Source organism: Acutalibacter sp. LFL-21 (assembly GCF_025630755.1).
Lineage (GTDB): Bacteria > Bacillota > Clostridia > Oscillospirales > Acutalibacteraceae > Acutalibacter > Acutalibacter stercoravium.
The window spans coordinates 15772-41060 of the sequence record NZ_JAOTNT010000007.1; the positions used below are offsets into that span (position 1 = coordinate 15772).

Below are 25289 nucleotides of genomic sequence, written 5' to 3' on the forward strand. Positions count from 1 at the left end.
TCGTGATAAGATAATTGCAGTTTTCAAAAATTGGGAGGAACACAGAACGTATGATTTCCCATTGCACACAGCGATTTAGCTATTATTTTAGCTTGAGCCTGCGATTTACGGCCCAGGCTTTTTCTGCGTGGGATCATATCGGCTGCGTTGCTCATCAAAAGCATGGGAAAGGCCCAGTCCAAGGCGGCGCGTGAGCGCCGGCAGGGGAAGAGCGGCTGGCAGGGGTTTCTGCCAGGCCCGGCGCTTCTCTTGTTTGGAAAGGTCTTTCAAGGTTAAAAAACATGCTGGGTAGGCGGGGCCGTTGGGCTCCGCTTTTTTTGTTTCATTTTTGTGAAAGGAAGGAAACACAATGATCATCGTACTCAAACCCCATCAAAAGCAAGAGGTCGTGGACAACTTCATCCAAAAACTCACCAGCCACTATGATGTGCAGGTGAATACCTGGGTGGGTACCCAAAGCACGGTGCTGGGATTGATTGGCGACACCACCGCCATCGACGCGGAGTATATCGAAGCCCAGGATTTTGTGGAGAGCGTCAAGCGGGTACAGGAGCCCTATAAAAAAGCCAACCGGAAATTCCATCCGGACAACACCGTCATCACTCTGCCGGGAGGGCAAAAAATCGGCGACGGGCATCTGGCCTTGATTGCTGGGCCCTGCTCTGTGGAAAGCGAGGAGCAGATTTGCTATGTGGCTGAAAAAGTGAAAGAGTCCGGGGCCCAGTTCCTCCGGGGCGGCGCCTTCAAGCCCCGCACCTCTCCCTACGCCTTCCAAGGCATGAAGGCCGAGGGCCTGGAGCTGCTCTCCGAGGCCAAGAAAAAGACCGGCCTGCCCATCGTCACAGAGATCATGAGCATCGAGCACCTGCCCCTGTTCGAGGACGTGGATATCATCCAGGTGGGCGCCCGGAACATGCAGAACTTCGAGCTTTTAAAACAGCTGGGCAGGCTTCACAAGCCCATCCTGCTCAAGCGGGGTCTGGCCAATACCATCGAGGAGCTGCTGATGAGCGCTGAGTACATCATGGCAGAGGGCAACGAACAGGTCATCCTCTGCGAGCGGGGCATCCGCACCTATGAGACCTTCACCCGCAACACTTTGGACATCTCCGCGGTGCCGGTGCTGAAGAAGCTGTCTCACCTTCCGGTCATTGTGGACCCCAGCCACGCCTCCGGCATCAACTGGCTCATCGAGCCCCTGGCCATGGCGGCAGCTGCCATCGGCGCGGACGGCCTCATCATCGAGGTCCACAACGACCCCAGCCACGCTCTGTGCGACGGCGCCCAGTCCATCACCCCTGCCCAGTTCGACGCGCTCTCCAAAAAGGTCTCGCAAGTTTCCAGCCTGGTGCACAGCCTGTAAGGGGAGGAGCCAATGAAGATTGTTATTGTAGGCCTGGGCCTGATTGGCGGCTCTATCGCAAAGGCATTGAAGCAGAACACCCCTCATCAGGTGCTGGCTATGGATACCAATGAGGATGTGCTGCTGGACGCCTGCTCCTGCGGGGCCATCGACGGAAAGGCCTCTCTTTCGGATCTGGAACAGGCGGACCTGGTGTACCTAGCCATCTATCCTGAGGACATCCTGGAATTTGTCCGCCAGTATGGGGGCAGGTTGAAGCCCGGCTGTATCCTGACGGATACCTGCGGCATTAAGCAGGAGATTTGCGCCGCCATGGAGGAACTCTCCCAAAACGCCCCCTACACTTTTGTGGCGGGCCACCCCATGGCAGGGAAGGAACAGAGCGGCTTTTCCGCCAGCGACCCCAGCATCTTCGCCGGGGCATCCTATATCCTGGTGCCGGGCAGCGCCGCGCCGGAAGCGGTGGAAAGGGTAGCTTCCCTGGCCCGGCAGATGGGGTTCGGCCGGGTGGTGCGGGTCACGCCCAAAGAGCACGACCAGAACATTGCCTTTACCTCCCAAGTGCCCCATGTGCTGGCCTGCGCCTATGTGCTCAGCCCCCGCTGCAGGAGCCATCAAGGCTTTTCCGCCGGCAGTTACCGGGATGTCTCCCGGGTGGCCAACATCAACGATGCGCTGTGGAGCCGCCTGTTTCTGGACAACCGGGAATGCCTTTTGGAAGAGCTGGACGAGCTGCTTGGTAACCTGGAAAAATTTCGGGAGGCAGTCGCTGGAGGAGACGAGGCCGGGCTGCGGAAGCTGCTGAAAGCGGCGGCGCAGATCAAACAGGAGGTGGGCTGAGGCCCATCCCCACAGAAAGGATGGTAGTTATGAAGCTGGATGTACGCACGGCGCAGCCCTACAGCGTCTCTATTGAGAACGGCGTGCTGGACCGGGTGGGGGAGATCGCCCGGGAGAGCCGCAAGCCTGGCGCCAAAGCCATGGTCATCAGCGACTCCAACGTGTTTCCTCTATACGGGGAGCGGGTCAAGGCCTCTCTGGAGCGGGCAGGATTCCCGGTAAGCACCTTTGTGTTCCCCGCCGGGGAGCCCCAGAAGCAGATCAGCACCGTGTGCGGCATGTACCGGGCCCTTTCCGAGGCGGGCTTTACCCGCACGGATTTCATCGTCACCCTGGGGGGCGGCGTGGCCGGGGATATGGGCGGCTTCGCGGCGGCCACTTTCCTGCGGGGCATGGCCTTCCTACAGGTGCCCACCACTCTGTTGGCCCAGGTGGACGCCAGCGTAGGCGGAAAGACCGGCGTGGACCTGCCCTTTGGCAAGAATTTGGTGGGGGCCTTTCATCAGCCCTTCGCTGTGGCCGCGGACCCCCAGGCCCTGAAGAGCCTGCCGGAACACTTTTTCCGGGACGGCATGGGGGAGGTCATCAAATACGGCTGTATCGACGACGCCCCCTTGTTCAAGGCCCTGGAGGCCGGGACGGCTCTGCAGGACCTGGAAGATGTGCTTGCCCGGTGCGTGCGGAGTAAAATCCGCTTTGTGGAGGAGGACACCCGAGACACCGGCCGCCGCATGATTTTGAATTTTGGCCACACCTTTGGCCACGCCCTGGAAAAGCTCCACAACTTTCAAGAGCTATCCCACGGGGAGGCGGTGGGCATCGGAATGGTGATGGCCTGCCAGGTGGGGGAGAAGCTGGGCGTCACCCCGGCAGGCACGGCGAACCGGGTGCGGGAAGTACTGAAGCGTTACGGCCTGCCCACCCAGGACCGGTTTACCTGGGGGCAGGTTGTGGAGGCCACCGCGCTAGACAAGAAAAGTGATGGCAGCACTCTACGGCTCATCCTCCTCTCTAAGATCGGGGAAAGCCGCATCCATCCCATAGACCGGGAAGAACTGCTGGGGCTGCTGTAAAGGAGGGATTCTTGTGGCACAAGTGATCTATGGAAACACCTTTAGCGGGGGAAGCATCCAGGTGCCTCCCAGCAAAAGCGCCGCCCACCGCCAGGTGCTCTGCGCCGCCCTCTCGCGGGGGAGGTGCTCCGTCTCCAACGTGGATATGAATGAGGATATCAAAGCCACGGTGGCGGCTGTAACGGCCCTGGGCGTGCAGGCCCGCTATGATGACGCCTCCTCCCTTCTCACGCTGGACGCCTCTGGACTGGGCGGGCAGAACGCTGTCATCGACTGTGGGGAATCCGGCTCTACCCTGCGGTTTTTGATCCCCATTGCCGCGGCCCTGGGGGTCTCCGCCCGGTTTGAGGGCCGGGGCAGGCTCCCTTACCGGCCCTTGGGAGTGTATAAAGAACTGCTCCCCGCCCATGGGGTGGCGTTTTCCTCTCAGGGCGGGCTGCCGCTGGAAATTTCCGGCAGGCTGAAAAGCGGGGTGTACCGTCTGCCAGGGGACGTGAGCTCTCAGTTTATCACGGGCCTGCTGTTCGCTCTTCCCCTTTTAGAAGGGGACAGTGAAATTGTCCTGACCTCCCCGCTGGAGTCCAAGGGCTATGTGGATCTGACCCTTTCGGTGCTGCGGGAGTTTGGGGTTGCGGCCCAAGAGACAGCCCAAGGCTGGAAGGTTTCGGGTGGGCAGCGTTACACCGCCCGGAATACCCGGGTGGAAGGGGATTGGTCCCAGGCGGCGTTTTTCCTGTGCATGGCAGCTCTCTCCCCGCAGGGAGCGCAGGTGGAACTGCAAGGCCTTAGGAGGGATTCCCTCCAGGGGGACAAGGCTTGTGTGGACCTGTTCCGGAACTTTGGCCTGGAAATCTCTGGGCGGAGGGACTCTTTGCTGGCCTGGAACCCCCGGGCAGGGGAGCCCTATGGAGGGCTTCGTGGCTTTCCTATCGACGCCTCTCAGATTCCAGACATGGTGCCCGCGTTGAGTGTGTGCGCCGCATTGAGCCGGGGAGAGACCCGTATCTACAATGCGCAGCGGCTTCGCCTGAAGGAGAGCGACCGTTTGGCTGCTATGGCAGAGGCGCTTACCGGTTTGGGGGGACAGGTTCGGGCAACAGCCGACGGCCTGTTGATCCAGGGAGTGCCTCAGCTGGCAGGCGGCATTGCCCAAGGGAAAAACGACCACCGGGTGGTGATGGCTTTGGCGGCAGCGGGGCTGCGCTGTGAGAAAGGGCTGTCTGTTACGGACGCCCAGAGTATCCGGAAATCCTATCCCGGCTTTTTCAGGGATTTTATCAAGTTAGGAGGGTTCGCTCATGTCCTCGACCTGGGGTGAGCATATCAGAATATCAATCTTTGGCGGCAGCCATACAGAAGCCATCGGCGTGAATATGGACGGGCTGCCCGCGGGGGAGGCCATTGACTGGGAGCAGGTCCTGGCACAGATGGCCCGCCGGGCCCCTGGGCAGGACCCCACTGCCACCCGCCGCAAAGAACCCGACCAGCCCCAGGTGCTCTGCGGGCTTTTGGACGGCGTTACCACCGGCGCGCCCCTTTGCGCCATCATTGTGAATCAAAACCAGCGCTCTAAAGATTACGAGGGGTTGCGGGTGCGGCCGCGGCCCAGCCACGCCGACTACACCGCCTATGTGAAATACGGCAACCACCATGATGTTCGGGGAGGGGGACACTTCTCCGGCCGGCTGACAGCGCCGCTGGTGTTCGCTGGGGCCGTTGCCCGCCAGATTTTGTCCCGCCGGGGAATACAGGTCGCCTCTCATGTGGCCTCCATCGGAGAGGTGGAGGACACACCTTTCGACCCGGTGAACGTTCCAGCAGAGCTTATGGAACGCCTGAGCAAAGCGTATTTCCCCGTCATCCAAAAGGACGCCAAGGAAAAAATGCGGGAGGTGATCGAGGCCGCCCGCATGGATTGTGACAGCGTAGGCGGCACCGTAGAGTGTGTGGTCACAGGCCTGCCTGTGGGGGCGGGAAACCCCATGTTTGACGGGGTGGAAAACAAAATCGCCTCCCTTTGCTTCGGCATCCCTGCGCTGAAGGGGATTGAATTTGGATCCGGCTTTGCCGGCTCCCGCCGCCGCGGCAGCGAGAACAACGACCCATTCTATTACGATGAAAACGGGCGTGTAAAGACCCGCACCAACCATTCCGGCGGCATCCAAGGGGGCATTACGAACGGAATGCCCCTTGTGTTCCGTTCCGCTTTTAAACCCACTGCCTCCATCGCCCAGGAACAGGATACTGTGGATCTGACCACTGGCGAAACTGTCAAGCTGGTTATCAAGGGGCGCCACGACCCCTGCATTGTGCCGCGAGCCGCCGTAGCGGTGGAAGCTGCAGCCAGCGTGGCAGTTCTGGAGCTTCTGGCGGAGAGCGGCCTGTTGTGAGGACAGAGGGCGCCGCCCACATATAACGCCCGTCCTTTTCCATCATCGTGCAAGGAGGATTTTCTGTGGAACCATCGGATTACCAAGCCCGGCTAGGAGAGCTCCGGGATGAGATCGACCAAATTGACAGCCAGTTGCTTCCTTTGTTCCTGCGCCGCATGGCCTGTTCCCAGCGGGTGGCCCAGCTGAAGGGAGAAGCGGGCATGCCCGTGTTTGCCCCGCAGCGAGAGCAGGCCATCCTGGAAAAAGTGCGGACAGAGGCCGGGGAAGAAGGAGGGGCCGCCGCCGCGCTGTACGCTTCCATCATGGCCATCAGCCGGGCAAGGCAGCATCAAATGCTCCAAGGAGGGGGCCCCATCCGGGAATTGGAGAGGGCCGCTGCCCGCGCCCTTTCCACCAAAGGGGCCAAGGTAGTCTGCCAAGGCGTGCCAGGGGCCTTCTCCCATAAAGCGGCATTGCGCTTCTTTGGGCAGCTTGACCCGGAATTTGAGCCTACCTGGAAGCAGGTCTTTGAAGACGTGCGGACGGGGAGGGCGGATTTCGGAGTGCTCCCGGTGGAGAATTCCGCCGCCGGCTCGGTCACGGGCGTGTACGATCTCATTCTCCGCTACCGTTTTTATATTGTAGGGGCAGTGGATGTAAAAGTGGAGCATTGCCTTGCTGTGGGAAAGGGAACAGGCGCTGTCGCAGGTGCGGTGTCCCATCCGCAGGCCCTGTCCCAGTGCAGCGATTACCTGGAAGCCCATGGCCTGCGTGCAGTAGAGTGGTCCAATACAGCTGCCGCTGCCCGCCATGTGGCAGAGGACTGCCCGCCCGGCCTGGCAGCTATCTGCTCCCGGGAGGCAGCGGAGGAGTATGGCCTGACGGTCCTGAAAGAGGGCATTCAGAACGAGGCGGAGAACACCACCCGGTTCATCATCATCGCCAAGGAGGCCGTCCTGCCAGAGGAAGCAGGCAAGATCAGCCTTTGCTTTTCCCTTCCCCATGTGACGGGGTCTCTTTCCAGCGTTCTGGAGCGTTTTTCCATGGCAGGGCTGAATTTGACGAAGATCGAGTCCCGGCCGCTGCCCGGGAAAAATTTCGAGTACGATTTCTACCTGGACTTCACCGGGAATATCCACCAGCCGCAGACACTGGATTTAATCTGCGCCCTTCACGACGAACTGCCCCGGTTCTCGTTTTTGGGAAATTACATCGAGCTTTAACCGCTACCGCCATGGCCTTGACCGGCCTTATGAAAGGAAGATCTGCATGAAAGATATCGTGTTGGAACGAGTGGAAAACCAAAACCAGATTGATACCCTTTGCTCCATCGCGCAAAGGGTTTGGCACGAGACCTTTGACCCCATTCTGCCCGATGGGCAGGTGGACTATATGATCGACAAATTTCAGTCGGACCATGCGGTGAAAGACCAGATGGCCCATCAGAACTACCGCTATTATCTGGCTAAGCTGAATGGAGAGTACGCCGGATTTGTGGGCTTTGCGCCCCGCTATCAGGGGCAGGAGGAGATGTATCTGAGCAAGGTGTATCTGCTTCCAGAGGGCCGCCATCAAGGCGTGGTCAAGGCCATGTTCGGCCTGGTGGAGCAGGAAGCCAGAAACGAGGGGCTCTCCAAGATCCGACTGACTGTGAACCGCCATAACACCCATGCCGCCCAGGTCTATGAGCACTACGGCTACGAGACCGTAGAGGAGGCTGCCGCCGATATTGGCTGCGGCTACGTCATGGACGACTATATCATGGTGAAGCGCGTATGAGGCCGGGAGAAGCACTAGAGTCCCTGTCCCGGGACCAACTGTTGGAGCTGATTGCAATTTATTCCAAAAACTGGCTGGCTATGGATGGGGTATGGTTTCAGTCCGTGGAACGGAAATACGGCATGGAGGAGGCCATGTACCACGATGTGGAGGCCTGGAGGCGCTTCACTGTCACAGAGGCCCGGCGCATCAAAAAGTTTCTGGGCCTGCCGGAGCACCCTGGCCTGGAGGGCCTGGCCCAAGCGCTGCAATACCGGTTTTATGCCAACCTCAGCCGCTATGAGCTCTCCCTCCAAAACGGCAGACTGCTGTACCGTGTGCTGGAATGCCCTGTTCAGCAAGCGCGCACCCGAAAGGGTATGGGCCTGCATCCCTGCAAGCCTGCCGGACTTGCTGAGTACGCCGGGTTTGCCCAAACCATAGATGACCGGATTTCCTGCCAGTGTGTCAGCTGCTATCCCGATGTCACGGAAAGGGACTGTTCCTGCGCATGGTGTTTCCAATTGCAGGGGTAGTTTCCGGCGGACTGGGGATGACTGGCAATGTGTGAAATGACGAAAAACCGCAGGATATAAAGCTGGATTTCGCTGTTATAACGGCATTATATAAAAATTCGTGATTTTATATAAAATCATATTTGCGAGATATCCTCAAAAAAATCCAGGACAGCTTTTGTTTCTCTGGGCATGCCGCTGAAGGTTTTTTCCCGCGGCATGCCGTTTTTTGCTGTTGATTTGACATTTCCTTTGGTTGATGCTATGATGGAGCGCCTGTGGGACAGGCAGGTATAAAACACACGCACGTCCCATAGATATAAAACCGTAAAATCCATATCAGCTAAGGAGAAATGACGTATGAAACGGATTCTTTCCCTCTTTCTGACTGCCCTTATCTTGTCCGCCGGCGCTGCCACAATGGGGAGCGCTTCCGCTGCCGGGCTTTCCGAACACATTCAGGTGACCAGCTACGACCCGGGCATGGACTACACCGCCGCCATCCAGCGGGCCTTGCAGGATGGAAGCGCTTATGCTATGCAGGTGGGGGCCATTTATGAACAACAGCGCAACTTGAAAATCCGGGATCAAGGCCTGGACTTAGAAGAAACCACCTACTTTCAGGATTACACCACAGCAGAAGAAATTCTGCGGGCCATGGAGGAAGCGCAGAAGCCTTCCTATACCGAGGAGGATCTGGACCTTCTTTCCCGCATTATCTATGCGGAGGCGGGATGCACCTGGATCCCTGACTGGGTGCAGCGGATGGTGGGCAGCGTAGTGCTCAACCGTGTGGAGAGCTCTTACTACCCCGACACCATCCGAGAGGTGATCTACCAGCCCGGCCAGTACGCCCCCACCTGGGATGGCTCCATCTACAAAACGCCGGACGCCCGAACCATTGAAAATGCCCGCTATTTGCTGGAAAACGGGAGCATCTGCCCTGCCAATGTAGTGGGACAAAACTCCATCATCACGGGCAGCGGGGTCTACACTTCCTATTACGATTCCATTTTGGGAACCACCACATATTTCTGCTATTTATAAAAAGGACCGAATGGCACTCCCTCAAAAGGCCGGCATTTGCCGGCCTTTTCTCTTGCTTGGGTTTTCCCTTCGTGAAAGAAGCCCGGCTTCTCCAAGAAAGGAGAGGCCGGGCTTCTTGAAAATTTATTTTGTTTTGCAGAGGCCCCCGCTTACCTGCCGGCGGGGAAAACCCGTTGAAGCGGCCTCCGCTTCAGACGCAGGCCGTCACTTTCCTTGCGGCGCATGTAAACGCTTTGTACCAGGCCAAAGCCCAAATACATACAGACAGCAGAAGAGCCCCCCGCGCTGAAGAAGGGGAGAGTTACGCCCATAGCGGGCAGCACGGCCAGGCACATGCCAATGTTGGAAATGGACTGCAGCGCAATGATGCCAAAATAGCCAAAGCAGACATATTTGCCCAGGTCATCCCGCGAGGAGTGGGCCACGTGGAGCGCTTTCAGCATAAACAGAAAAAGCAGCAGCAAAATCAGCGAACAGCCTACAAACCCCAATTCCTCTCCCGCCACAGAGAAGATATAGTCGCTTTGTTGGAAGGGAACAATCCCGTCCGCCACCCGGCTGCCGTGGAACAGCCCCTGACCAGTGAGCTTTCCGCTTCCAATGGAAATGCGCCCTTGGTACTGCTGGTACCCATCATACATCTGCACATTGGGGTCATCCAGATTGAACAGGGCAATGAAGCGCAGCTTCTGATAATCCTCCATGACAAACTGCCACAGCAGGGGCAATGCCAGCAGGACAAGGCCTCCCAGAATGGCGAAATACCGCAATTTTACCCCTGCGGCCAAGCTCATCACCACAAACATGGCAAAGAAAACGATGGCAGCGCCGGTATCCCCCTGAATCTCACAAAGGCCCATGGGGACCAGAGCGTGAACAGCCAGAAGCACTACATGCAGCGGCCGGTCAATCCAACCCCGCTTTCGCAGGGAATCCAGGTGCTTGGCAAAGGTCAGGATGAAGGCGATCTTCACTGCCTCTGAAGTCTGAAAGCTGAAGCCGCCAATATTGATCCAGGCCCGGGCGTCTACGCCGCCGCTGCCCAGCGCCCTGTCTCCGAACAAAGCAGTGTAAATCATCAGAAAAACCGATGCCCCGGCAAACAGGTACCAAAAATTCGCCAGCTCCCCATAGTCCATCAGGGAGATGACAATGGCCCCAATAATCCCCAAGGCCACAGCCATGGCTTGGGTACGGAAATAGCTGCTCCCTCTGGCGCTGTCCACGCTGCGTAGCAGCAACAGGCTGTAGGCGGAAATTGCCGCCAGCAACAGCCACAGCAGGATATCCGCTCTTTTGATATAATTCCAAATGCCCTTAAAACAACTCTTTATCATAGCAATCCTATTCTTTCACGGGGGCTGCCATTCTACGCTGCCCACCCTATGCAAAGTCTCTCGAATTATGTCAAATCATTATACCATATCCACAGAAGGGCTTCAAGCTGTTTCTTTGTAATAGCCCCGTTTTTTCCTCTTCCAGCCCTCGGGTGATGAAAGATGGCGTTTTGCAGCCTCCGCCGCGCAATTTGATGTAAGAAGTAAAAAGGGATGCTTTCGGGCTTTACTATTCCTGAGAGATACTTTATAATGTAAAGGATCGAAAAAATCTATTTTTGGCCGTACAGCGGCCGGAAAGGTGTGGGGAAGCATGCTTTCTGACATTGAGATCGCCCAAAGCACAACGCTCAGACCCATTGCGGAGATCGCGGCAGAGCTGGGTATCCAGGAGGACGAGCTGGAGCTCTACGGGAAATATAAAGCCAAGATCAACGAACGGGCCTTTGTCCGTCTGGCAGATAAGCCCAACGGCAAGCTGGTGCTGGTGACAGCAATCAATCCCACCCCAGCCGGTGAGGGGAAAACCACCACTACCGCAGGTTTGGGACAGGCCATGAAGAAGATCGGCAAAAACGCCATCATTGCCCTGCGGGAGCCCTCTTTGGGGCCTGTGTTCGGCATCAAGGGCGGGGCGGCCGGCGGCGGCTATGCCCAGGTTCTGCCCATGGAGGACATCAACCTCCACTTCACGGGGGACATGCACGCCATCACCTCTGCCAACAACCTGTGCTGCGCCATGCTGGACAACCATCTGCAGCAGGGCAACACCTTGGGGATCGACCCCCGCCGCATCCAGATCAAGCGTTGCCTGGATATGAACGACCGGGCCCTGCGGAATATCGTCATCGGCCTGGGAGGCAAAATTAACGGCGTGCCCCGGGAGGACGGCTTCATCATCACCGTGGCCTCCGAGGTCATGGCCATCCTGTGCCTTGCCAAGGACATGAACGACCTGAAGGAGCGCCTGGGGAATATCCTCATCGCCTACACCTACGCCGGAGAGCCCGTCTACGCCCGGGACATCAAGGCCGAGGGCGCCATGGCCGCCCTGCTGCGGGATGCCGTGAATCCCAATTTGGTGCAGACCATCGAGGGCACCCCTGCCATTATGCACGGCGGCCCCTTTGCCAACATCGCCCACGGGTGCAACTCGGTGCGGGCCACCCGCCTGGCCTTGAAGCTGGCGGACTACTGCATCACGGAAGCCGGGTTCGGTTCCGACCTGGGCGCGGAAAAATTCATGGACATCAAGTGCCGCATGGCTGGCTTGGCCCCCTCCTGTGTGGTGGTGGTGGCTACCGTGCGGGCGCTGAAATACAACGGCGGCGTACCCAAGGCGGAGCTCTCCGCAGAAAATGTCCCCGCGCTCGAGAAGGGCGTTGTCAATTTGAAGGCCCATGTGGAGAACATGCAGAAGTTCGGCGTGCCGGTGGTGGTGGCCATCAACCGCTTCGGCACCGATACCGGCGCGGAACTGGCCGTTATCGACCGCTGCTGCCAGGAGCTGGGCGTTTCCTACGCCCTGTCCGAGGTGTTCGCCAAGGGCGGCGAGGGCGGCGTGGAGCTGGCCCAGACCATCTGCCGCGTTATCGAAGAGAACGAGGGCAAGACCCATTTTGCCCCCATCTATCCCATCGAAGCCACCGTGGAGGAAAAAATCACCGCCATTGCCCAGAAAATCTACGGTGCCAAGGATATAACCTTTACGGCTGCTGCCCAAAAATCTTTAAAGGATATCAAAGCCCTGGGTGGGGACAGCATGCCTGTGTGCATCGCCAAGACCCAGTACTCCCTGTCCGATAACGCCAAGCTGCTGGGCCGTCCTACGGATTTCACCATCACTATCCGGGACCTGCGGCTTTCCAACGGCGCGGGCTTTGTGGTGGCCTATGCTGGTGATATTATGACCATGCCCGGCCTGCCCAAAGTCCCCGCTGCCGAGAAGATCGACGTGGATGACAAGGCGGTCATCCACGGCCTGTTCTGATATGGCAGAGCAGATGATCACCCATTCCCCAGAGGAGACGGCAGCCTTGGCCCAGCGCCTTGCCCAGGATCTCAAGGGCGGGGAGGTTGTGGCCTTTACCGGCGGCATGGGGGCGGGGAAGACCGCCTTTACCCGCGGGCTTGTCATGGGCCTGGGAGCGGGAGACGTGGTCTCCAGCCCTACTTTCGCCCTGGTCAATGAGTATCAGGGCCGTTTGACAGTGGAACACTTCGACATGTACCGGGTGGAGAGCTGGGACGACCTGTATTCCACTGGTTTTTTCGACTATCTTGGCTCGGATTGCATCCTGGTGATTGAGTGGAGCGAGAATATCGCCGGTGCCTTGCCTGAGGACGCGATCACCATTGATATCCAGCCGGGAGAAAGGGAAAATGACCGCATCATCACCATCAGCGGCTGGAAAAAGGAGGGGAAGCCATGCTGATTCTAGGCATCGACTCCTCAGCAGGTCCCGCTTCTGCCGCTTTGGTGGAGGATGGCTGCCTGTTGGGTGAGTTTTATATTCACACAAAACAGACCCACAGCCAGACCCTGCTTCCCATGGTACAGCAGCTTCTGGCTTCTGCGGGGCGCTCTTGCGGGGACTTGGACGCCTTAGCCGTGTCTCACGGACCCGGTTCCTTCACGGGGGTGCGGATCGGCATTTCCTGTGTAAAGGGAATTTCCTTTTCTAACGATATTCCCTGTGTGGGGATCTCGACGCTGGAAGCCATTGCCTATGGAGGCTTGGCTGCGGAGGGAAGCGTGCTTTGCGCCGCAATGGACGCCCGCTGCAGCCAGGTGTATAACGCCTTGTTCCAGGTGGAGCACGGTGTCCTCCGTCGCCTTACGGAAGACCGCGCCCTTTCCATTGCGGAGCTGGAAACTCAGTGCCGCAGCTATGGGGAGCGCCTCCTTCTATTGGGGGATGGAGCCGCCTTGTGCCACAAGACGTTTTCCAAGTGGGGGGCCCGGCTTGCTCCAGAAAATATGCGGTTTCAGCACGCGGCTTCGGTGGCGCTGTTGGGAGAACGCTCTGTTCGCGAAGGGCAAGCAGTTCCGGCAGCCGTTTTAGCCCCGGTGTATCTGCGGCTTCCCCAGGCGGAGCGGGAGATGAAAAAGCGTTTAAGGCAGAAAGCCTAGTGTGCAGAACGGTTCTCAAAATACGATCATGCTTTGGAAAGGAGATTTCTCTATGAAATTAGCTCTTGGATGTGACCACGGCGGTTTTGAATTAAAAGAGGCGGTTCGCAGCTACTGTGAAGAGCGGCAGATTCCCTATGAGGATTTTGGCGCGTACAGCACAGAGTCGGTGGACTATGCCCCCATTGCTGCCAAAGCGGCGCGTTATGTAGCCTCTGGCCAGGCGGATTTCGGGGTGCTGATCTGTTCCACAGGGATTGGCATTTCTATGGCCGCCAACAAAGTCAAGGGCGTTCGGGCGGCCCTTTGCACGAATGAATACTGCGCTGAGATGACCCGGCGCCACAACAATGCCAACATTCTCTGCATGGGCGGCAAAGTGGTGGATCAGCAGACAGCCATAAAGCTGTTGGATATCTTTCTGCACACCGAGTTTGAAGGAGGCCGGCATCAACGCCGGATTGAACAAATCGCTCAAATCGAGGACGGAAAGCTATAATACTTTACAATGTTTTTTCGGGAGGAAATACGTATGAAAATGGAAGAGTATCCCAATGTTTTTGTCATGGATCATCCTTTAATCCAGCACAAGCTGACTTTTTTGCGGGACGTTTCCACTGGCACGAAAAATTTCCGTGAACTGGTCAGTGAGATTGCCATGCTGATGTGCTATGAGGCGACCCGCGACCTGCCTTTGATGAACGTGGAAACAGTAACCCCCATGGAGAAAACCACTACACAGGTAATTGCCGGCCGGAAACTGGCTTTTGTGCCCATCCTGCGGGCAGGCCTGGGGATGGTGGATGGCATGCTGAGTATGGTGCCCTCCGCCAAGGTGGGCCATATCGGCCTGTACCGGGACCACGATACCTTGAAGCCTGTTGAGTACTACAACAAACTTCCCCAGGATATTGAAGAGCGGGATGTAATTGTGCTGGACCCCATGCTGGCCACCGGCGGTTCCGCGATAGACGCCATCACTATCGTCAAGCGGAGCCATCCCAAGAGCATTAAGTTCCTGTGCGTTATTGCTGCCCCCGAGGGCCTGAAGGCCCTGACCGAGGCCCATCCTGACGTGCAGATCTACTGCGCCGCGGTGGATCGCTGCCTCAACGAGAATGGATACATTCTTCCTGGCTTGGGAGACGCTGGAGACCGGATTTTCGGCACACTGTGACAAAATGAAATAGGCAGGAATTGGGCGCGCCGCAGTCTGGAAGCGGCGCGCTTTTTCTGTGATGGGGATGTGAAATTTTTTAGAACCCTTTCAAATGCCTGGAAAATGTGGTATACTAGGGAGTCGATAGAGCATATTTATGCAATTCATCTGTATTTCTTTTACTTTTCATCCAGAAAGGGCACAGGAATGCCATGAGTGAAATGAAAACCCAGCGCCTCAGTGATTCGGTGGCGCTGCATACCTTTTCCGACTCCCGCTTTAAAACGATGAAGGTCTCGGTGAACATGCTGGTTCCCCTGCGAAAGGCCACTGCCGCCCGCAATGCCATTTTGCCAGCTCTTGTCAGCCGCGCCACCCGGGAATATCCCGACTACACCGCCCTAAACTGCCGCTTGGCCCAGCTGTATGGAGCTTCCCTGAGCAACAGCGTGCAGAAGGTGGGGGAATATCAGGTGCTCACCCTGTCCGCAGCAGGGCTTTCTAACCGCTATGCCTTTGGGGGAGAGGACATGTTCGCCCAGCTGACAGAGCTCCTCTTTGACGTGCTGTTCGACCCTCTAAAGGATAGCGGGGGCTTATTTCCGTTGGAAGGCTTCCAACAGGAACAGCGCCAAATGCTGGAGATGCTGGACGCCGAGTTCAACGACAAAATGACCTATGCCCACCGGCGCTGCGAAGAGCTGCTGTTCCAGGGGCAGAGGGCAGAGGTGGGCCGCTGTGGCACGCGAGAAGATGTGGAGGCCTTAGACCGGCGCCAGGTTACTGCCGGCTGGCAGGAGCTTTTGGAAAGCGCCCGAATTGAAATCTTTGCCCTGGGCGGCTGCAGCCCGGACCCAGAGCTGTTCCGCGCCCGTTTTTCCGGCTTGGGAAGCCCGCAGCCCATCGGACTGCTTGCCTACGAGGAGCCGGGGGAGGTCCGCCGGCTGGTGGAGGAGCAGCCCCTCTCTCAATCGAAGCTGTCCATGGCCTTCCGGGCGGACTACGCACCGGAAGAAAAACGGCTTTTTCAATTGATGGCTGCGGTGCTGGGCGGTGTGCCCAGCTCTAAACTATTCCAGAACGTCCGGGAAAAAATGAGCCTTTGCTACTACTGTTCCGCTGGGATGGCGCCCAACAGCCGGGCCATGTTCATTGAAAGCGGCGTGGAGACCGAAAATCTGGAGCGTGCGGAAGAAGCTATTTACAGCCAGCTCCATGCCCTGCAAAGGGGGGATTTGACGGAGGAAGAGCTGCTCTCCGCCCAGCTGGCCCTGCAGAATTCCCTGCGCTCTGCCACGGATTCCCTGCCTGCTATCGAGGGCCTCTCCCTAGGCCAGCTTTTCGGCGGGCACGTGCTCTCTCCGGAGGAATCCATCCAGCAGCTCATGTCTTACACGAAAGAACAGGTGGTGGAGGCCGCCCGCAGGCTCCGTCCAGCGGTGGTGTACACCTTGAAAGGAGGCAGCGTCCATGAAGCCGAGGGTTGAGACTATCACCAGCAGCCAGGTGGGCGACAGCTATTACCGCATTCAGCACCCTACGGGGCTCACGATCCTTTTATACCCCAAAGAGCGCTGCAGCACAGCGTACGCTATGTTTGGCACTCGCTACGGTTCCATTGACAACTGTTTCCAGCGCGGAGATGAATCCCAGCCGGAACTGGTACCCGAGGGAATTGCCCACTATTTGGAGCACAAGCTCTTTGAAAGCGAGGAGGGCGACGCGTTCGACCGTTTTTCCAAGACTGGCGCCAGCGCCAACGCCTTTACTTCCTTTGACTCCACCAACTACTTGTTCTCCTCCACGGGCCAGATTTACGAGTCCCTGGAAATTTTGCTGGATTTTGTACAGTCTCCTTACTTTACAGAGGAAACCGTCCGCAAAGAGCAGGGCATTATCGGCCAGGAGATCAAAATGTACGACGACGACCCCCAGTGGCGGGTCATGTTCAACTATTTGGAGGCCATGTACCATGCCCACCCAGTGCGCCAGGATGTGGCCGGCACGGTGGAGAGTATCGCCAAGATCACGCCGGAGCTGCTGTACCGGTGCTATAACACTTTTTATAACCTGGGAAATATGGTCTTGGCTTTGGCTGGAAATTTCCAAGTGGACAAGGCGTTGGAGGTTTGTGATAGGATGCTGAAGCCTGCGGAGCCCTTACCGGTCAAGCGAATCTTTCCCTTTGAGCCGGATTCCGTGGTGACGTCCTGTATTCAACAGCAGCTGCCCGTGGCCTCTCCATTGTTTCAGTTCGGCTTTAAAGAGCCCCGGGCCAATCAGATCCGCACGGAAAAGGATGTGGCCGCTGTAGAGGTCCTTATGGAAACATTGGCCTCCGATGCGTCGCCTCTGTTCCGGGACCTGCTGGACCGCGGCCTTGTCAATGAGGCCAGCTTCTCTTATGAATATTTCGAGGGGAATGGCTACGCTACCCCCATGTTCTCCGGCGAGTCCAGAGACCCCCGGGCGGTTGCAAAGTCGATCTTGCAGGAGGTGCGGCGCTTTCAAAAAGAGGGCATCCCTCCAGAGGCTTTCGAGCGCTCCAAGCGTTGCCTCTACGGGGAGATTGTTTCGGCCCTGAACAGCACGGGGAACATCGCAAACGGCCTGTCCAACATGGAGCTGCGCGGGCGGGAGCTGTTCACCTATATCGACGCCCTTGCCCAGCTTCGCCCAGAGGATGCTGAGGAGAAGCTCCAACAGATTTTCCAGGAAGGGCAAAGCGTGCTCTCCGTGATTTTACCGCTGGAACCATAAACCTGCCAAAGGAGGACATAAAGCTATGACCTATAATGTCACGTTTCCCCATCTGGGGCTGGAGTTCAACATCAACCCGGTGGCTTTTTCCATCGGGAGCTTCCATGTGTATTGGTATGGCATCATCATTGCGGCAGGGTTCCTGCTGGCATTGATCTATGCCAGCTTTAGCTGCAAGAAAATGAACATTGACATCAACCGGCTGTTCGATGTGGTTATTGTTGGCCTCATCGCCGGGGTAATTTTCGCGCGGCTGTTTTATGTGGTCTTCTATCCCGGTGATAAATACTGGAAAAATCCCTTGGAGATCTTCCAGATTCACGACGGAGGCCTGGCCATCTACGGCGGCATTATCGGCGCTGTGGTGTTCGGCAGCCTGATGGCCAAGCTCCGCAAGCTGAAGGTTACCGCTGTTCTGGATATTGCTGCCCTGGGTTTCCTCATTGGCCAGTGTGTGGGCCGCTGGGGCAACTTTATCAACCAAGAGGCCTTCGGCTCCGCCACGGAACTGCCCTGGGGCATGCACAGCGAAAATACCGCCGCTGTAGTGGATGGCAATGTGCACCCCTGCTTTCTGTATGAATCCCTGCTGTGTTTGCTGGGCTTTGTGCTTCTGCACTTCTTCACCCGCAGGTTCCGCCGCTATGACGGCCAAACCTTCCTGCTGTATATCGTCTGGTACGGCGCCTGCCGGTTCTTCATCGAGGGCTTGCGCACGGACAGCCTTATCATCCCTGGTACAGGCCTGCGGGTCTCCCAGGTGATCGCAGCGGCATGCGTGGTGGCCGGCATCATCCTGCTGGTTTTGTTCCGGCACAGGACCAGCTTGACCGGCTGCGGTGACCGCCGCGTTATGGAAGCGGTCGGCCTGGTGGAATCCACCGCTTTGCCCGAGGATGAGACCCCCAGCACAATCTTCGGGGACCTTCCTCCGGAGGAGATCCAGGAGATCTTCCACGGGCACCCCGCCTGGGAAAAGGGAGAGCAAGCGGCCAAAAAGGCCGAGGAAGAAGAGGTTAATGATCCAGAGCCCGCGGCAGACGGCCCAGCCGGCGCAGAAGCGGAAAAGGAAGAGGAAGAGACGGAGTAATTTTGCAGGATCATGTAATTGGAAAGGAGCAGATGAACATGGCGCAGCGCATAGACGGAAAGGCGGTTTCTGCAAAGGTGCGGGCAGCGGTGGCCCAAGAGGTGGCCGCCTTGAAGGAACGGGGGGTAACCCCCGGCCTGGCAGTGGTCATTGTGGGAGATGACCCCGCCTCTCGCATCTATGTGAACAACAAAAAGAAGGCCTGCCAGGCCACTGGCATCCATTCGGAAGAGTATGCCCTGCCCGCTTCCACTACACAGGAGGAGCTGCTGGCCTTAGTGGACCAGCTTAACCACAAAAAGGATATCCATGGCATCCTGGTTCAGTCCCCCTTGCCCAAGGGCTTGGACGAGGGAGCGGTGGTGGAGGCCATCGACCCCCAAAAGGATGTGGACGCCTTCCACGCCTACAATGTTGGGAAGATCATGATTGGCGACTATCACTTCTTACCCTGCACCCCTGCCGGGATTATGGAGCTGTTGAAGGCTTATGAGATCTCTGTGGAGGGCAAGCGCTGTGTTGTTATCGGCCGCAGCAACATCGTGGGAAAGCCCATGGCCATGCTTTTGCTCCATCAGAATGGCACTGTCACCATTTGCCACAGCCGCACCAAAGATTTGCCGGAAGTCACCCGCCAAGCGGACATCCTGGTCTCCGCGGTGGGTAAGAGCCATTTCGTCACAGCGAATATGGTCAAACCGGGGGCGGTGGTTATCGATGTGGGCATGAACCGGGATGAAAATGGAAAGCTTTGCGGGGACGTGGATTTTGACACGGTGGAACCACTTGCTTCTTTCATCACCCCGGTGCCGGGAGGCGTGGGCCCTATGACCATTGCTATGCTGCTGAAAAACACGGTCACAGCTGCCAAGCTGCAGAACCAGCTGCTCTGACCAGACGGGAGTTGTCTCTTTATGGCAAGTTTGCTGGAAAAAATCCATTCCCCAGAGGATATCAAGGGCTTCGGCGGGGAAGAGCTGGACGCCCTTTGCGAAGAGATGCGCCGTGTCATCATCGAGACGGTCTCCGCAAATGGGGGGCATTTGGCCTCCAACCTGGGTGTGGTGGAGCTGACCGTGGCCCTGGCCCTGGCCTTTTCCCCCCCGCGGGACACCATCGTTTGGGATGTGGGACATCAAAGCTACCCCTATAAGCTTCTGACAGGCCGGTATCCTCAGTTTTCCACCATCCGGCTGGAAGGGGGGCTGGCGGGCTTCCCCTGCCGGGAGGAGAGCGAGTACGACAAGTTCACCAGCGGCCACAGCAGCGCCTCCATCTCTGCGGCGCTAGGTGTTTCCGAGGCGAATTTCCTCCAAGGGAAAGAGGGCTATGTGGTAGCTGTCATCGGGGATGGCGCCCTCACGGGTGGCTTGGCCTATGAAGGCTTGAACAACGCGGGCCGCCTGCACCGGAACCTGATCGTAATTTTGAACGACAACACCATGTCGATCTCCAAAAACGTGGGTTCCATGGCACGCTACCTCAGCTATATCCGCACAAAGCCAGGGTATATCAAGACCAAAAACCGCCTGGAACGGACCCTTCGGAAGATACCCGGAGTGGGCCCGGCGGTGGCCTCAGGCTTGCGAAGCCTGAAACGGAGCGTCAAGCGGATCTTCTACAACTCCACCATCTTTGAGGACATGGGTTTTGCCTATTACGGCCCCTTTGACGGCCACAACATCAAGGAGCTGGCAGAGACCTTGGAAACCGCAAAGCTGATCCACAAGCCGGTGCTGCTGCATATCCGTACCTACAAGGGCAAGGGCTATCAGTACGCCGAGCAGGACCCCACCATTTACCACGGCCTTTCCGGTTTTGACGTGACCACCGGCGACACCGGCGCCAAGTCTCAGAGCTTTTCCGATGAGTTTGGGCAGGCTCTTTGCAGCCTGGCCCGGGAAAACCCAAAGCTTTGCGCCATCACTGCCGCCATGCAGAACGGCACCGGACTCACCGCCTTCCGAGAGGAATTCCGCAGCCGTTTTTTTGATGTGGGCATTTCCGAGGAACACGCTGTTACCTTTGCCGGGGGATTGGCGGCCGGAGGCATGCTGCCGGTGTTCGCCGTGTATTCCACTTTTCTGCAGCGGGCCTATGACGAGCTTATCCATGATGTGTCCATGCAGAACACAAAGGTCATCCTGGCCATCGACCGGGCGGGCGTGGTGGGGGAGGACGGCAAGACCCATCAGGGGGTATTCGACGCCGCTTACCTCCAAACCATCCCCAATGTCACCGTGTACTCTCCCGCCTACTTTAAGGAGCTGCGCCTGCAGCTGGCCTATCTGGTAGAACAGGGTAGGGGGTTGTGCGCCATCCGGTACCCCCGGGGAAGGGAGCTTTACAAACCTGCCTATTTTAAAAGCACCACAGCGCCCTACAGCGTTTACGGAAGTGAGGACGCCGCTGTGTGCCTTGTGACCTATGGCCGTGTCTTCTCCTTTGCCGCCGAATGTAAGGAGCATTTGGAACAGGGGGGGCTTCCGGTCAAACTTCTCAAGCTGAACCGCATTATCCCGCTGGATGGCCAGGCGGTGCAGGAGGCATTTTCCTGCCGCGACGTGTTCTTCTTGGAAGAAGGGGTGCAGCGTGGAGGCATTGGAGAACATTTCTCTTATCTGCTTGAGCAGCGCGGCTTTTCTGGCGGTTTCCACCTGCGGGCCATTCAAGACCCCTTCATCAAGCACGCGCCCATGTTTCGCTCGTTGGAAATGCTGGGCCTGAACGCCCAGGGGATCGAGCAGTTTGTCCGGGAAACCTTGGGCCACGGGAAAGGAGGTGCTTCCGCATGAAAAAACGATTGGACATCCTGGTGACAGAGCGCGGCCTGGCGGAAAGCCGCGAGAAGGCCAAAACGCTCATTATGGCGGGCCAGGTTTATGTGGACGGGCAGAAGGCCGATAAGCCAGGCGACACGTTTTCAGAAGACGCCGCTGTCGAGGTGCGGGGCAAGGGCCTTCCCTATGTGAGCCGGGGCGGGTTAAAGCTGGAAAAAGCGATGCGGGAATTTGGCCTTCAGCTTCAAGGGCGCACCTGCATGGATATCGGCGCCTCCACTGGAGGATTTACGGACTGCATGCTGCAAAACGGCGCGCAGAGGGTCTACTCGGTGGATGTGGGCTACGGCCAGCTCGCTTGGAGCCTGCGTACCGATCCCCGGGTGGTGAATCTGGAGCGCACTAACGCCCGCTACCTCACCCGGGAACAAGTGCCGGAGGAGATCGATTTCTTCTCTGTGGACGTGTCCTTTATCTCCTTGACCCTTATCCTGCCCGCCGTGCGCCCTCTGTTAGCGGAGCACGGCCAGGCGGTGTGCCTGATTAAGCCGCAGTTTGAGGCAGGGAGGGAAAAGGTGGGGAAAAAGGGCGTGGTCCGGGACAAGGCCGTCCACGAAGAGGTCATAGAAAAAATCCGCAGCTTTGCTTTGGAAAACGGCTTTTCCGTGCTGGGCCTCACTTTCTCCCCGGTAAAGGGACCGGAGGGGAACATTGAGTATTTGATTTACCTGGAACGCTCGGAAGCCCCCTCCCAGGGAGAGCAGGTCCCCTCAGCGCAGCAGGTGGTAGAGGAGTCCCATCGCGCACTGGACCGCTGACCTTTTTCATCTCTGGCGCGTCTTGAAGGAGGAGTACTGTTGAAGATTGCCGTAGTTCCGAACTTAACAAAGGAATCTGCCCAGGCCTGTACGGATGAGGCGCTGCGCGTCCTCGCCGGATGTGGTTGTGAAACGGTGCTGAAAACCGATCTGTTTACCTCCCAAGGGGTTTATCAGGAGCGTGTGGAGGATTCCCTCCTTTCCTGCGATTTGTTTATTGCCATCGGCGGCGACGGCACCATCATCCACACTGCCAAGTTGGCAGCCTCCCTGGGGAAGCCTATCCTGGGAATCAACGCGGGGACCCTGGGTTTTACTGCCGGCTTGGAGCGCCATGAGCTAGGACTGCTGCCCCGCCTGGTTCAAGGGGAATACCGGGAAGAGCGGCGCAGGATGCTCTCAGTAGAGCTGGAATCTCAGAAGGGTGCCTCTCAAAGTTTCTATGCCCTTAACGACGCGGTGCTTTCCGGAGAACCCGCTAAAATCATCGACTATCAGATGGTGCTGGGAAGCCGTTCCTACCGCTACCGCGCGGATGGCTTTATTGTGGCTACGCCCACAGGATCTACCGCCTATTCTCTTTCCGCGGGCGGCCCTGTAATCGAGCCCAGCATGGACTGCCTTGTCTACACACCCATCTGCCCTCACTCCCTGTTTGACCGCAGCATTTTGTTCAGCCCTCAGTCTCAGCTGGTGATTCAGATTCCAGAAAATACGGGCCGCCTGTATCTCTCCGTAGACGGGGAGACTCCATTGGAGATTTTCACAGGAGATCTTCTTCGCTTCCGGCAGGCAGACCGTTTTGCCCGCTTTATCCGGCTGGGCGGCAGGAATTTTTACGACATTCTCAACCAGAAAATTATCGAAACGCGGCAGTAAGCCTCGTTCTGCTTCCATAGTCCAAGAGTATACCGGCGCTTCCCGCCAGAAAGGATAGGTCCCGATCTTATGAAAACCCGACGTCACGCAAAAATTCTAGAGCTGATCAAGGAGTATGATATCGACACACAGGACGAGCTTCTCCGCTATCTGCGAGAGAACGGCTTTGATGTGACCCAGGCCACTGTATCCCGGGATATCAAGGAGCTTCGCTTGGTAAAGACCCTTTCCCGTTCTGGAAAGTACCGCTATTCCACCGGCAGTGATACTATCAGCGATATGTCCTCTAAATTCTACTCTCTCTTCTCCGATTCCGTGCTCTCAGTAGAGGCCGCACAGAATATGCTGGTGGTCCGCTGCATGACCGGCATGGCCCAGGCGGTGTGCGCCTCTCTGGATTCGATGCATTGGCCGGGCTTTGTGGGCACGTTGGCCGGGGATGACACCATTTTTATCGTCTGCCGCACCGAGGGGGATGCCCTGGAAACCCAAGAGGAATTTCGGAAACTCATAAACAGGTGAGGCTTTATGCTGGCTCAATTATTCATCAACAACATTGCCGTTATTGAACGCGCTTCCATTGATTTGGAGAAGGGCTTTACCGTACTCACCGGTGAGACGGGTGCGGGCAAGTCCATCATCATCGACGCAATCCACGCCGTACTGGGAGAGCGCACCTCCAAGGAGCTGGTGCGCACCGGCACCCAATCCGCTTCTGTATCTGCGCTGTTTACAGGCTTGGATGAGGATATATTGCGCCTGTTGGACCAGCTCTCCATCCCTCGGGAGGAGGACGGCTCCCTTCTGGTTCAACGGGATATCCGGCAGGGGGGCCGGTCCTCTTGCAAGCTCAACGGAGCGCCTGCCACGGTTTCCATGCTCAAGCAGGTGGGGCCCCGGCTGGTAACCATCCACGGCCAGCATGAAAGCTATGAGCTGCTCTCGCCAGAGGTCCACATGGTCTACCTGGACAGCTTTGCCGGGCTGGAAAGCCTTCTGGCAGAATACCAGGCTGCTTACCATACCCTGCGGGAAACCCAGCGGAAGTTGGAGGCCCTGCAGACGGACGAAGGGGAGAAGGCACGGCTCTCCGACCTGCTCCATTACCAAATTGACGAGATCCAGTCCGCCAATGTGCGTGTGGGAGAGCGGGAAGAACTGGAAGCGCAGCGAGAGGTGATCCGCAACAGCGAAAAAATTGCGGGTACCCTGGAGCTTCTCCGCGGCCTGCTTTCCGGGGATGAGGACAGCGAAGGGCTTCTCACGGGGGTGGAGCAGGCCTCTGTGGAGGCAGAGCGAGTGGCGTCCTATCTGCCAGAGCTGGAGGAAGCGGCTCAAAAGCTGCGGGAAGCCGGGTATTTGCTGGAGGATGTGGACGCCATGCTCCGAGGCGTGGGCGTGGACTTCGACCCCGCCCTTCAAGAGGCTATCGAGGAGCGGCTGGACCTGCTGTATAAGCTGGGGCTGAAATACGGCAGTAGCGAGGAAAAAATCTTGGAATTTTTGGAGGACTGCCGCTCCCGCCTTCATCAGATCGAGTTTTCCGACGAGGAGCGGGAGCGCTTGGAGGCCCAATACGAGGAGGAAAAACATAAAGCTATTTCCCTTGCCAAGGAACTCTCCCGCAGGCGCCAGGCAGCATCGGCCCAATTCATCCGCCAGGTAAGGGAAGAATTGGCATTTCTAAACATGCCGGGCATCCAATTTGAGACGGAGATCCAGAGGGTGCCTCTGTACGCCATGGGGTGCGACAAGCTCCAGTTTCTTGTTTCCGCCAACAAGGGGGAGCCTCCCAAGCCTATGTCTAAGATCGCCTCGGGCGGGGAGCTCTCCCGGATCATGCTGGCCATTAAAACAGTGCTCTCCGGCAAAGATAAGGTGCAAACTTTGATTTTCGATGAGGTGGATACAGGCATCAGCGGGGCCGCCGCCAACAAGGTAGGGAAGAAGCTGAAGCAGGTTTCCCAAAACCGGCAAGTGCTGTGCATCACGCATCTGGCCCAAATTGCCGCTCTGGCAGATCATCACCTTCTCATTGAAAAACATGTGGAAGGGGAACGCACCTTTACCCAGGTGCAGGAGCTGGACTTTGAAGGCCGCAAACGGGAGGTGGCCCGCATCATCGGCGGGGACCAGGTAACGGACCTGCAGCTGGAAATGGCAGAGGAAATGCTGAAAAAGGGTTGACATTTTTCCCTTTGGACCGTATAATAACTCACAACAGCGATGACGGAACCAAGTAGGCGCCGGTCCCACGGCAAAGAGAACCCCCGGCTGGTGAAAGGGGGAGCGTGGCGGAGGCTGAAATTACCTTCCCGAGCTGTCACTCTGAACCCAAAGTAGGGGTGGCCGTGTGGCGGGCGTT

The 25289-nt window shown here is 57.6% G+C and carries 25 protein-coding genes and 1 other annotated feature (1 of these 26 running past the window's edge); of the genes, 23 read left to right on the plus strand and 2 right to left on the minus strand.

The annotated features are described in order from the left end of the window. Positions 1–105: 105 nt before the first annotated feature. The gene (locus ODJ80_RS09555; RefSeq protein WP_263041897.1) at positions 106–357 is read right to left on the minus strand and encodes a hypothetical protein; all 252 of its coding nucleotides are present in this window, start codon (positions 355–357) and stop codon (positions 106–108) included. Between ODJ80_RS09555 and aroF the strand changes: the two genes are divergently transcribed. The 9 genes from aroF (at position 350) to ODJ80_RS09600 (ending at position 8968) form a co-directional block, all read left to right on the plus strand. After that, positions 350–1363, plus strand: coding sequence for a 3-deoxy-7-phosphoheptulonate synthase (aroF, locus tag ODJ80_RS09560; protein WP_178864401.1), 1014 nt, complete (start codon positions 350–352; stop codon positions 1361–1363). The two genes, ODJ80_RS09555 and aroF, sit on opposite strands and share 8 nt — an antisense overlap. Before the next feature lie 12 nt (positions 1364–1375). After that, on the plus strand, positions 1376–2203 hold the full coding sequence (locus ODJ80_RS09565) for a prephenate dehydrogenase (protein ID WP_263041898.1): 828 nt from the start codon (positions 1376–1378) through the stop codon (positions 2201–2203). A 29-nt stretch (positions 2204–2232) separates the two neighbouring features. After that, positions 2233–3276 (plus strand): 3-dehydroquinate synthase, encoded by a 1044-nt coding sequence (gene aroB, locus ODJ80_RS09570; protein WP_263041899.1) that lies wholly within the window; start codon positions 2233–2235, stop codon positions 3274–3276. Between the two features lie 13 nt (positions 3277–3289). Further along, a complete protein-coding gene (aroA, locus tag ODJ80_RS09575; protein ID WP_263041900.1) occupies positions 3290–4594 on the plus strand; it encodes a 3-phosphoshikimate 1-carboxyvinyltransferase in 1305 nt (434 codons plus the stop codon). After that, complete coding sequence (gene aroC / locus ODJ80_RS09580; RefSeq protein ID WP_263041901.1) at positions 4575–5666, plus strand: chorismate synthase; 1092 nt, start codon at positions 4575–4577, stop codon at positions 5664–5666. The genes aroA and aroC overlap by 20 nt, the downstream gene beginning before the upstream one ends. Positions 5667–5731: 65 nt before the next feature. Beyond that, positions 5732–6871: a bifunctional chorismate mutase/prephenate dehydratase gene (locus ODJ80_RS09585; protein ID WP_263041902.1), complete on the plus strand. Its 1140-nt coding sequence runs from the start codon at positions 5732–5734 to the stop codon at positions 6869–6871. Between the two features lie 46 nt (positions 6872–6917). Further along, complete coding sequence (locus tag ODJ80_RS09590; RefSeq protein ID WP_263041903.1) at positions 6918–7427, plus strand: GNAT family N-acetyltransferase; 510 nt, start codon at positions 6918–6920, stop codon at positions 7425–7427. Next, positions 7424–7942, plus strand: coding sequence for a DUF6125 family protein (locus ODJ80_RS09595; RefSeq protein ID WP_263041904.1), 519 nt, complete (start codon positions 7424–7426; stop codon positions 7940–7942). The genes ODJ80_RS09590 and ODJ80_RS09595 overlap by 4 nt, the downstream gene beginning before the upstream one ends. Before the next feature lie 339 nt (positions 7943–8281). Continuing rightward, a complete protein-coding gene (locus ODJ80_RS09600; RefSeq protein ID WP_178864395.1) occupies positions 8282–8968 on the plus strand; it encodes a cell wall hydrolase in 687 nt (228 codons plus the stop codon). Between the two features lie 149 nt (positions 8969–9117). Here the strand turns inward: ODJ80_RS09600 and ODJ80_RS09605 are convergent, their stop codons facing one another. Beyond that, positions 9118–10305, minus strand: a complete 1188-nt coding sequence (locus ODJ80_RS09605; protein WP_263041905.1) for an FtsW/RodA/SpoVE family cell cycle protein — start codon at positions 10303–10305, stop codon at positions 9118–9120. Positions 10306–10618: 313 nt separating this feature from the next. Between ODJ80_RS09605 and ODJ80_RS09610 the strand changes: the two genes are divergently transcribed. The 14 genes from ODJ80_RS09610 to recN all read left to right on the plus strand — a co-directional run bounded on the left by ODJ80_RS09610 (position 10619) and on the right by recN (position 25111). After that, complete coding sequence (locus tag ODJ80_RS09610; protein ID WP_263041906.1) at positions 10619–12295, plus strand: formate--tetrahydrofolate ligase; 1677 nt, start codon at positions 10619–10621, stop codon at positions 12293–12295. 1 nt (position 12296) lies between these two features. Further along, positions 12297–12740, plus strand: a complete 444-nt coding sequence (gene tsaE / locus ODJ80_RS09615; RefSeq protein ID WP_263041907.1) for a tRNA (adenosine(37)-N6)-threonylcarbamoyltransferase complex ATPase subunit type 1 TsaE — start codon at positions 12297–12299, stop codon at positions 12738–12740. Beyond that, positions 12734–13438 carry a tRNA (adenosine(37)-N6)-threonylcarbamoyltransferase complex dimerization subunit type 1 TsaB gene (tsaB, locus tag ODJ80_RS09620; RefSeq protein ID WP_263041908.1) on the plus strand — a complete coding sequence of 235 codons (705 nt, stop codon included), beginning with the start codon at positions 12734–12736 and terminating at the stop codon, positions 13436–13438. Before tsaE ends, tsaB begins: the two co-directional genes overlap by 7 nt. 52 nt (positions 13439–13490) lie before the next feature. Next, the gene (gene rpiB / locus ODJ80_RS09625; protein WP_263041909.1) at positions 13491–13937 is read left to right on the plus strand and encodes a ribose 5-phosphate isomerase B; all 447 of its coding nucleotides are present in this window, start codon (positions 13491–13493) and stop codon (positions 13935–13937) included. A gap of 33 nt (positions 13938–13970) precedes the next feature. Then, positions 13971–14615 carry a uracil phosphoribosyltransferase gene (gene upp / locus ODJ80_RS09630; protein WP_442863910.1) on the plus strand — a complete coding sequence of 215 codons (645 nt, stop codon included), beginning with the start codon at positions 13971–13973 and terminating at the stop codon, positions 14613–14615. 194 nt (positions 14616–14809) lie between these two features. Next, a complete protein-coding gene (yfmF, locus tag ODJ80_RS09635) occupies positions 14810–16084 on the plus strand; it encodes an EF-P 5-aminopentanol modification-associated protein YfmF (RefSeq protein WP_263041910.1) in 1275 nt (424 codons plus the stop codon). Continuing rightward, a complete protein-coding gene (yfmH, locus tag ODJ80_RS09640) occupies positions 16068–17357 on the plus strand; it encodes an EF-P 5-aminopentanol modification-associated protein YfmH (RefSeq protein WP_263041911.1) in 1290 nt (429 codons plus the stop codon). Before yfmF ends, yfmH begins: the two co-directional genes overlap by 17 nt. A 25-nt stretch (positions 17358–17382) precedes the next feature. Continuing rightward, positions 17383–18447 carry a prolipoprotein diacylglyceryl transferase gene (lgt, locus tag ODJ80_RS09645; RefSeq protein ID WP_263041912.1) on the plus strand — a complete coding sequence of 355 codons (1065 nt, stop codon included), beginning with the start codon at positions 17383–17385 and terminating at the stop codon, positions 18445–18447. A 38-nt stretch (positions 18448–18485) separates the two neighbouring features. Continuing rightward, positions 18486–19340 (plus strand): bifunctional methylenetetrahydrofolate dehydrogenase/methenyltetrahydrofolate cyclohydrolase FolD, encoded by an 855-nt coding sequence (folD, locus tag ODJ80_RS09650; protein WP_178864386.1) that lies wholly within the window; start codon positions 18486–18488, stop codon positions 19338–19340. 21 nt (positions 19341–19361) lie between these two features. Beyond that, entirely contained in the window at positions 19362–21242 is a 1881-nt protein-coding gene (gene dxs / locus ODJ80_RS09655; RefSeq protein ID WP_263041913.1) for a 1-deoxy-D-xylulose-5-phosphate synthase, read from the plus strand. Beyond that, on the plus strand, positions 21239–22045 hold the full coding sequence (locus ODJ80_RS09660; protein WP_178864384.1) for a TlyA family RNA methyltransferase: 807 nt from the start codon (positions 21239–21241) through the stop codon (positions 22043–22045). Before dxs ends, ODJ80_RS09660 begins: the two co-directional genes overlap by 4 nt. Before the next feature lie 39 nt (positions 22046–22084). After that, complete coding sequence (locus ODJ80_RS09665; protein ID WP_263041914.1) at positions 22085–22924, plus strand: NAD(+)/NADH kinase; 840 nt, start codon at positions 22085–22087, stop codon at positions 22922–22924. Between the two features lie 69 nt (positions 22925–22993). Continuing rightward, positions 22994–23446, plus strand: coding sequence for an arginine repressor (locus ODJ80_RS09670; RefSeq protein ID WP_178864382.1), 453 nt, complete (start codon positions 22994–22996; stop codon positions 23444–23446). Between the two features lie 6 nt (positions 23447–23452). Then, a complete protein-coding gene (gene recN, locus ODJ80_RS09675) occupies positions 23453–25111 on the plus strand; it encodes a DNA repair protein RecN (protein WP_263041915.1) in 1659 nt (552 codons plus the stop codon). A gap of 30 nt (positions 25112–25141) precedes the next feature. Continuing rightward, positions 25142–25289: a binding site (T-box leader), on the plus strand; it runs 97 nt beyond the window's last position.

Excerpts from the sequence above, each read along its gene's own strand:
- aroF (WP_178864401.1), top strand. The coding sequence starts at position 350 with ATGATCATCGTACTCAAACCCCATCAAAAGCAAGAGGTCGTGGACAAC.
- ODJ80_RS09555 (WP_263041897.1), bottom strand. The coding sequence starts at position 357 with ATGATCATTGTGTTTCCTTCCTTTCACAAAAATGAAACAAAAAAAGCG.
- ODJ80_RS09565 (WP_263041898.1), top strand. The coding sequence starts at position 1,376 with ATGAAGATTGTTATTGTAGGCCTGGGCCTGATTGGCGGCTCTATCGCA.
- aroB (WP_263041899.1), top strand. The coding sequence starts at position 2,233 with ATGAAGCTGGATGTACGCACGGCGCAGCCCTACAGCGTCTCTATTGAG.
- aroC (WP_263041901.1), top strand. The coding sequence starts at position 4,575 with ATGTCCTCGACCTGGGGTGAGCATATCAGAATATCAATCTTTGGCGGC.
- ODJ80_RS09590 (WP_263041903.1), top strand. The coding sequence starts at position 6,918 with ATGAAAGATATCGTGTTGGAACGAGTGGAAAACCAAAACCAGATTGAT.
- ODJ80_RS09595 (WP_263041904.1), top strand. The coding sequence starts at position 7,424 with ATGAGGCCGGGAGAAGCACTAGAGTCCCTGTCCCGGGACCAACTGTTG.
- ODJ80_RS09600 (WP_178864395.1), top strand. The coding sequence starts at position 8,282 with ATGAAACGGATTCTTTCCCTCTTTCTGACTGCCCTTATCTTGTCCGCC.
- ODJ80_RS09605 (WP_263041905.1), bottom strand. The coding sequence starts at position 10,305 with ATGATAAAGAGTTGTTTTAAGGGCATTTGGAATTATATCAAAAGAGCG.
- ODJ80_RS09610 (WP_263041906.1), top strand. The coding sequence starts at position 10,619 with ATGCTTTCTGACATTGAGATCGCCCAAAGCACAACGCTCAGACCCATT.
- tsaE (WP_263041907.1), top strand. The coding sequence starts at position 12,297 with ATGGCAGAGCAGATGATCACCCATTCCCCAGAGGAGACGGCAGCCTTG.
- tsaB (WP_263041908.1), top strand. The coding sequence starts at position 12,734 with ATGCTGATTCTAGGCATCGACTCCTCAGCAGGTCCCGCTTCTGCCGCT.
- rpiB (WP_263041909.1), top strand. The coding sequence starts at position 13,491 with ATGAAATTAGCTCTTGGATGTGACCACGGCGGTTTTGAATTAAAAGAG.
- upp (WP_442863910.1), top strand. The coding sequence starts at position 13,971 with ATGAAAATGGAAGAGTATCCCAATGTTTTTGTCATGGATCATCCTTTA.
- yfmF (WP_263041910.1), top strand. The coding sequence starts at position 14,810 with ATGAGTGAAATGAAAACCCAGCGCCTCAGTGATTCGGTGGCGCTGCAT.
- yfmH (WP_263041911.1), top strand. The coding sequence starts at position 16,068 with ATGAAGCCGAGGGTTGAGACTATCACCAGCAGCCAGGTGGGCGACAGC.
- lgt (WP_263041912.1), top strand. The coding sequence starts at position 17,383 with ATGACCTATAATGTCACGTTTCCCCATCTGGGGCTGGAGTTCAACATC.
- folD (WP_178864386.1), top strand. The coding sequence starts at position 18,486 with ATGGCGCAGCGCATAGACGGAAAGGCGGTTTCTGCAAAGGTGCGGGCA.
- dxs (WP_263041913.1), top strand. The coding sequence starts at position 19,362 with ATGGCAAGTTTGCTGGAAAAAATCCATTCCCCAGAGGATATCAAGGGC.
- ODJ80_RS09660 (WP_178864384.1), top strand. The coding sequence starts at position 21,239 with ATGAAAAAACGATTGGACATCCTGGTGACAGAGCGCGGCCTGGCGGAA.
- ODJ80_RS09670 (WP_178864382.1), top strand. The coding sequence starts at position 22,994 with ATGAAAACCCGACGTCACGCAAAAATTCTAGAGCTGATCAAGGAGTAT.
- recN (WP_263041915.1), top strand. The coding sequence starts at position 23,453 with ATGCTGGCTCAATTATTCATCAACAACATTGCCGTTATTGAACGCGCT.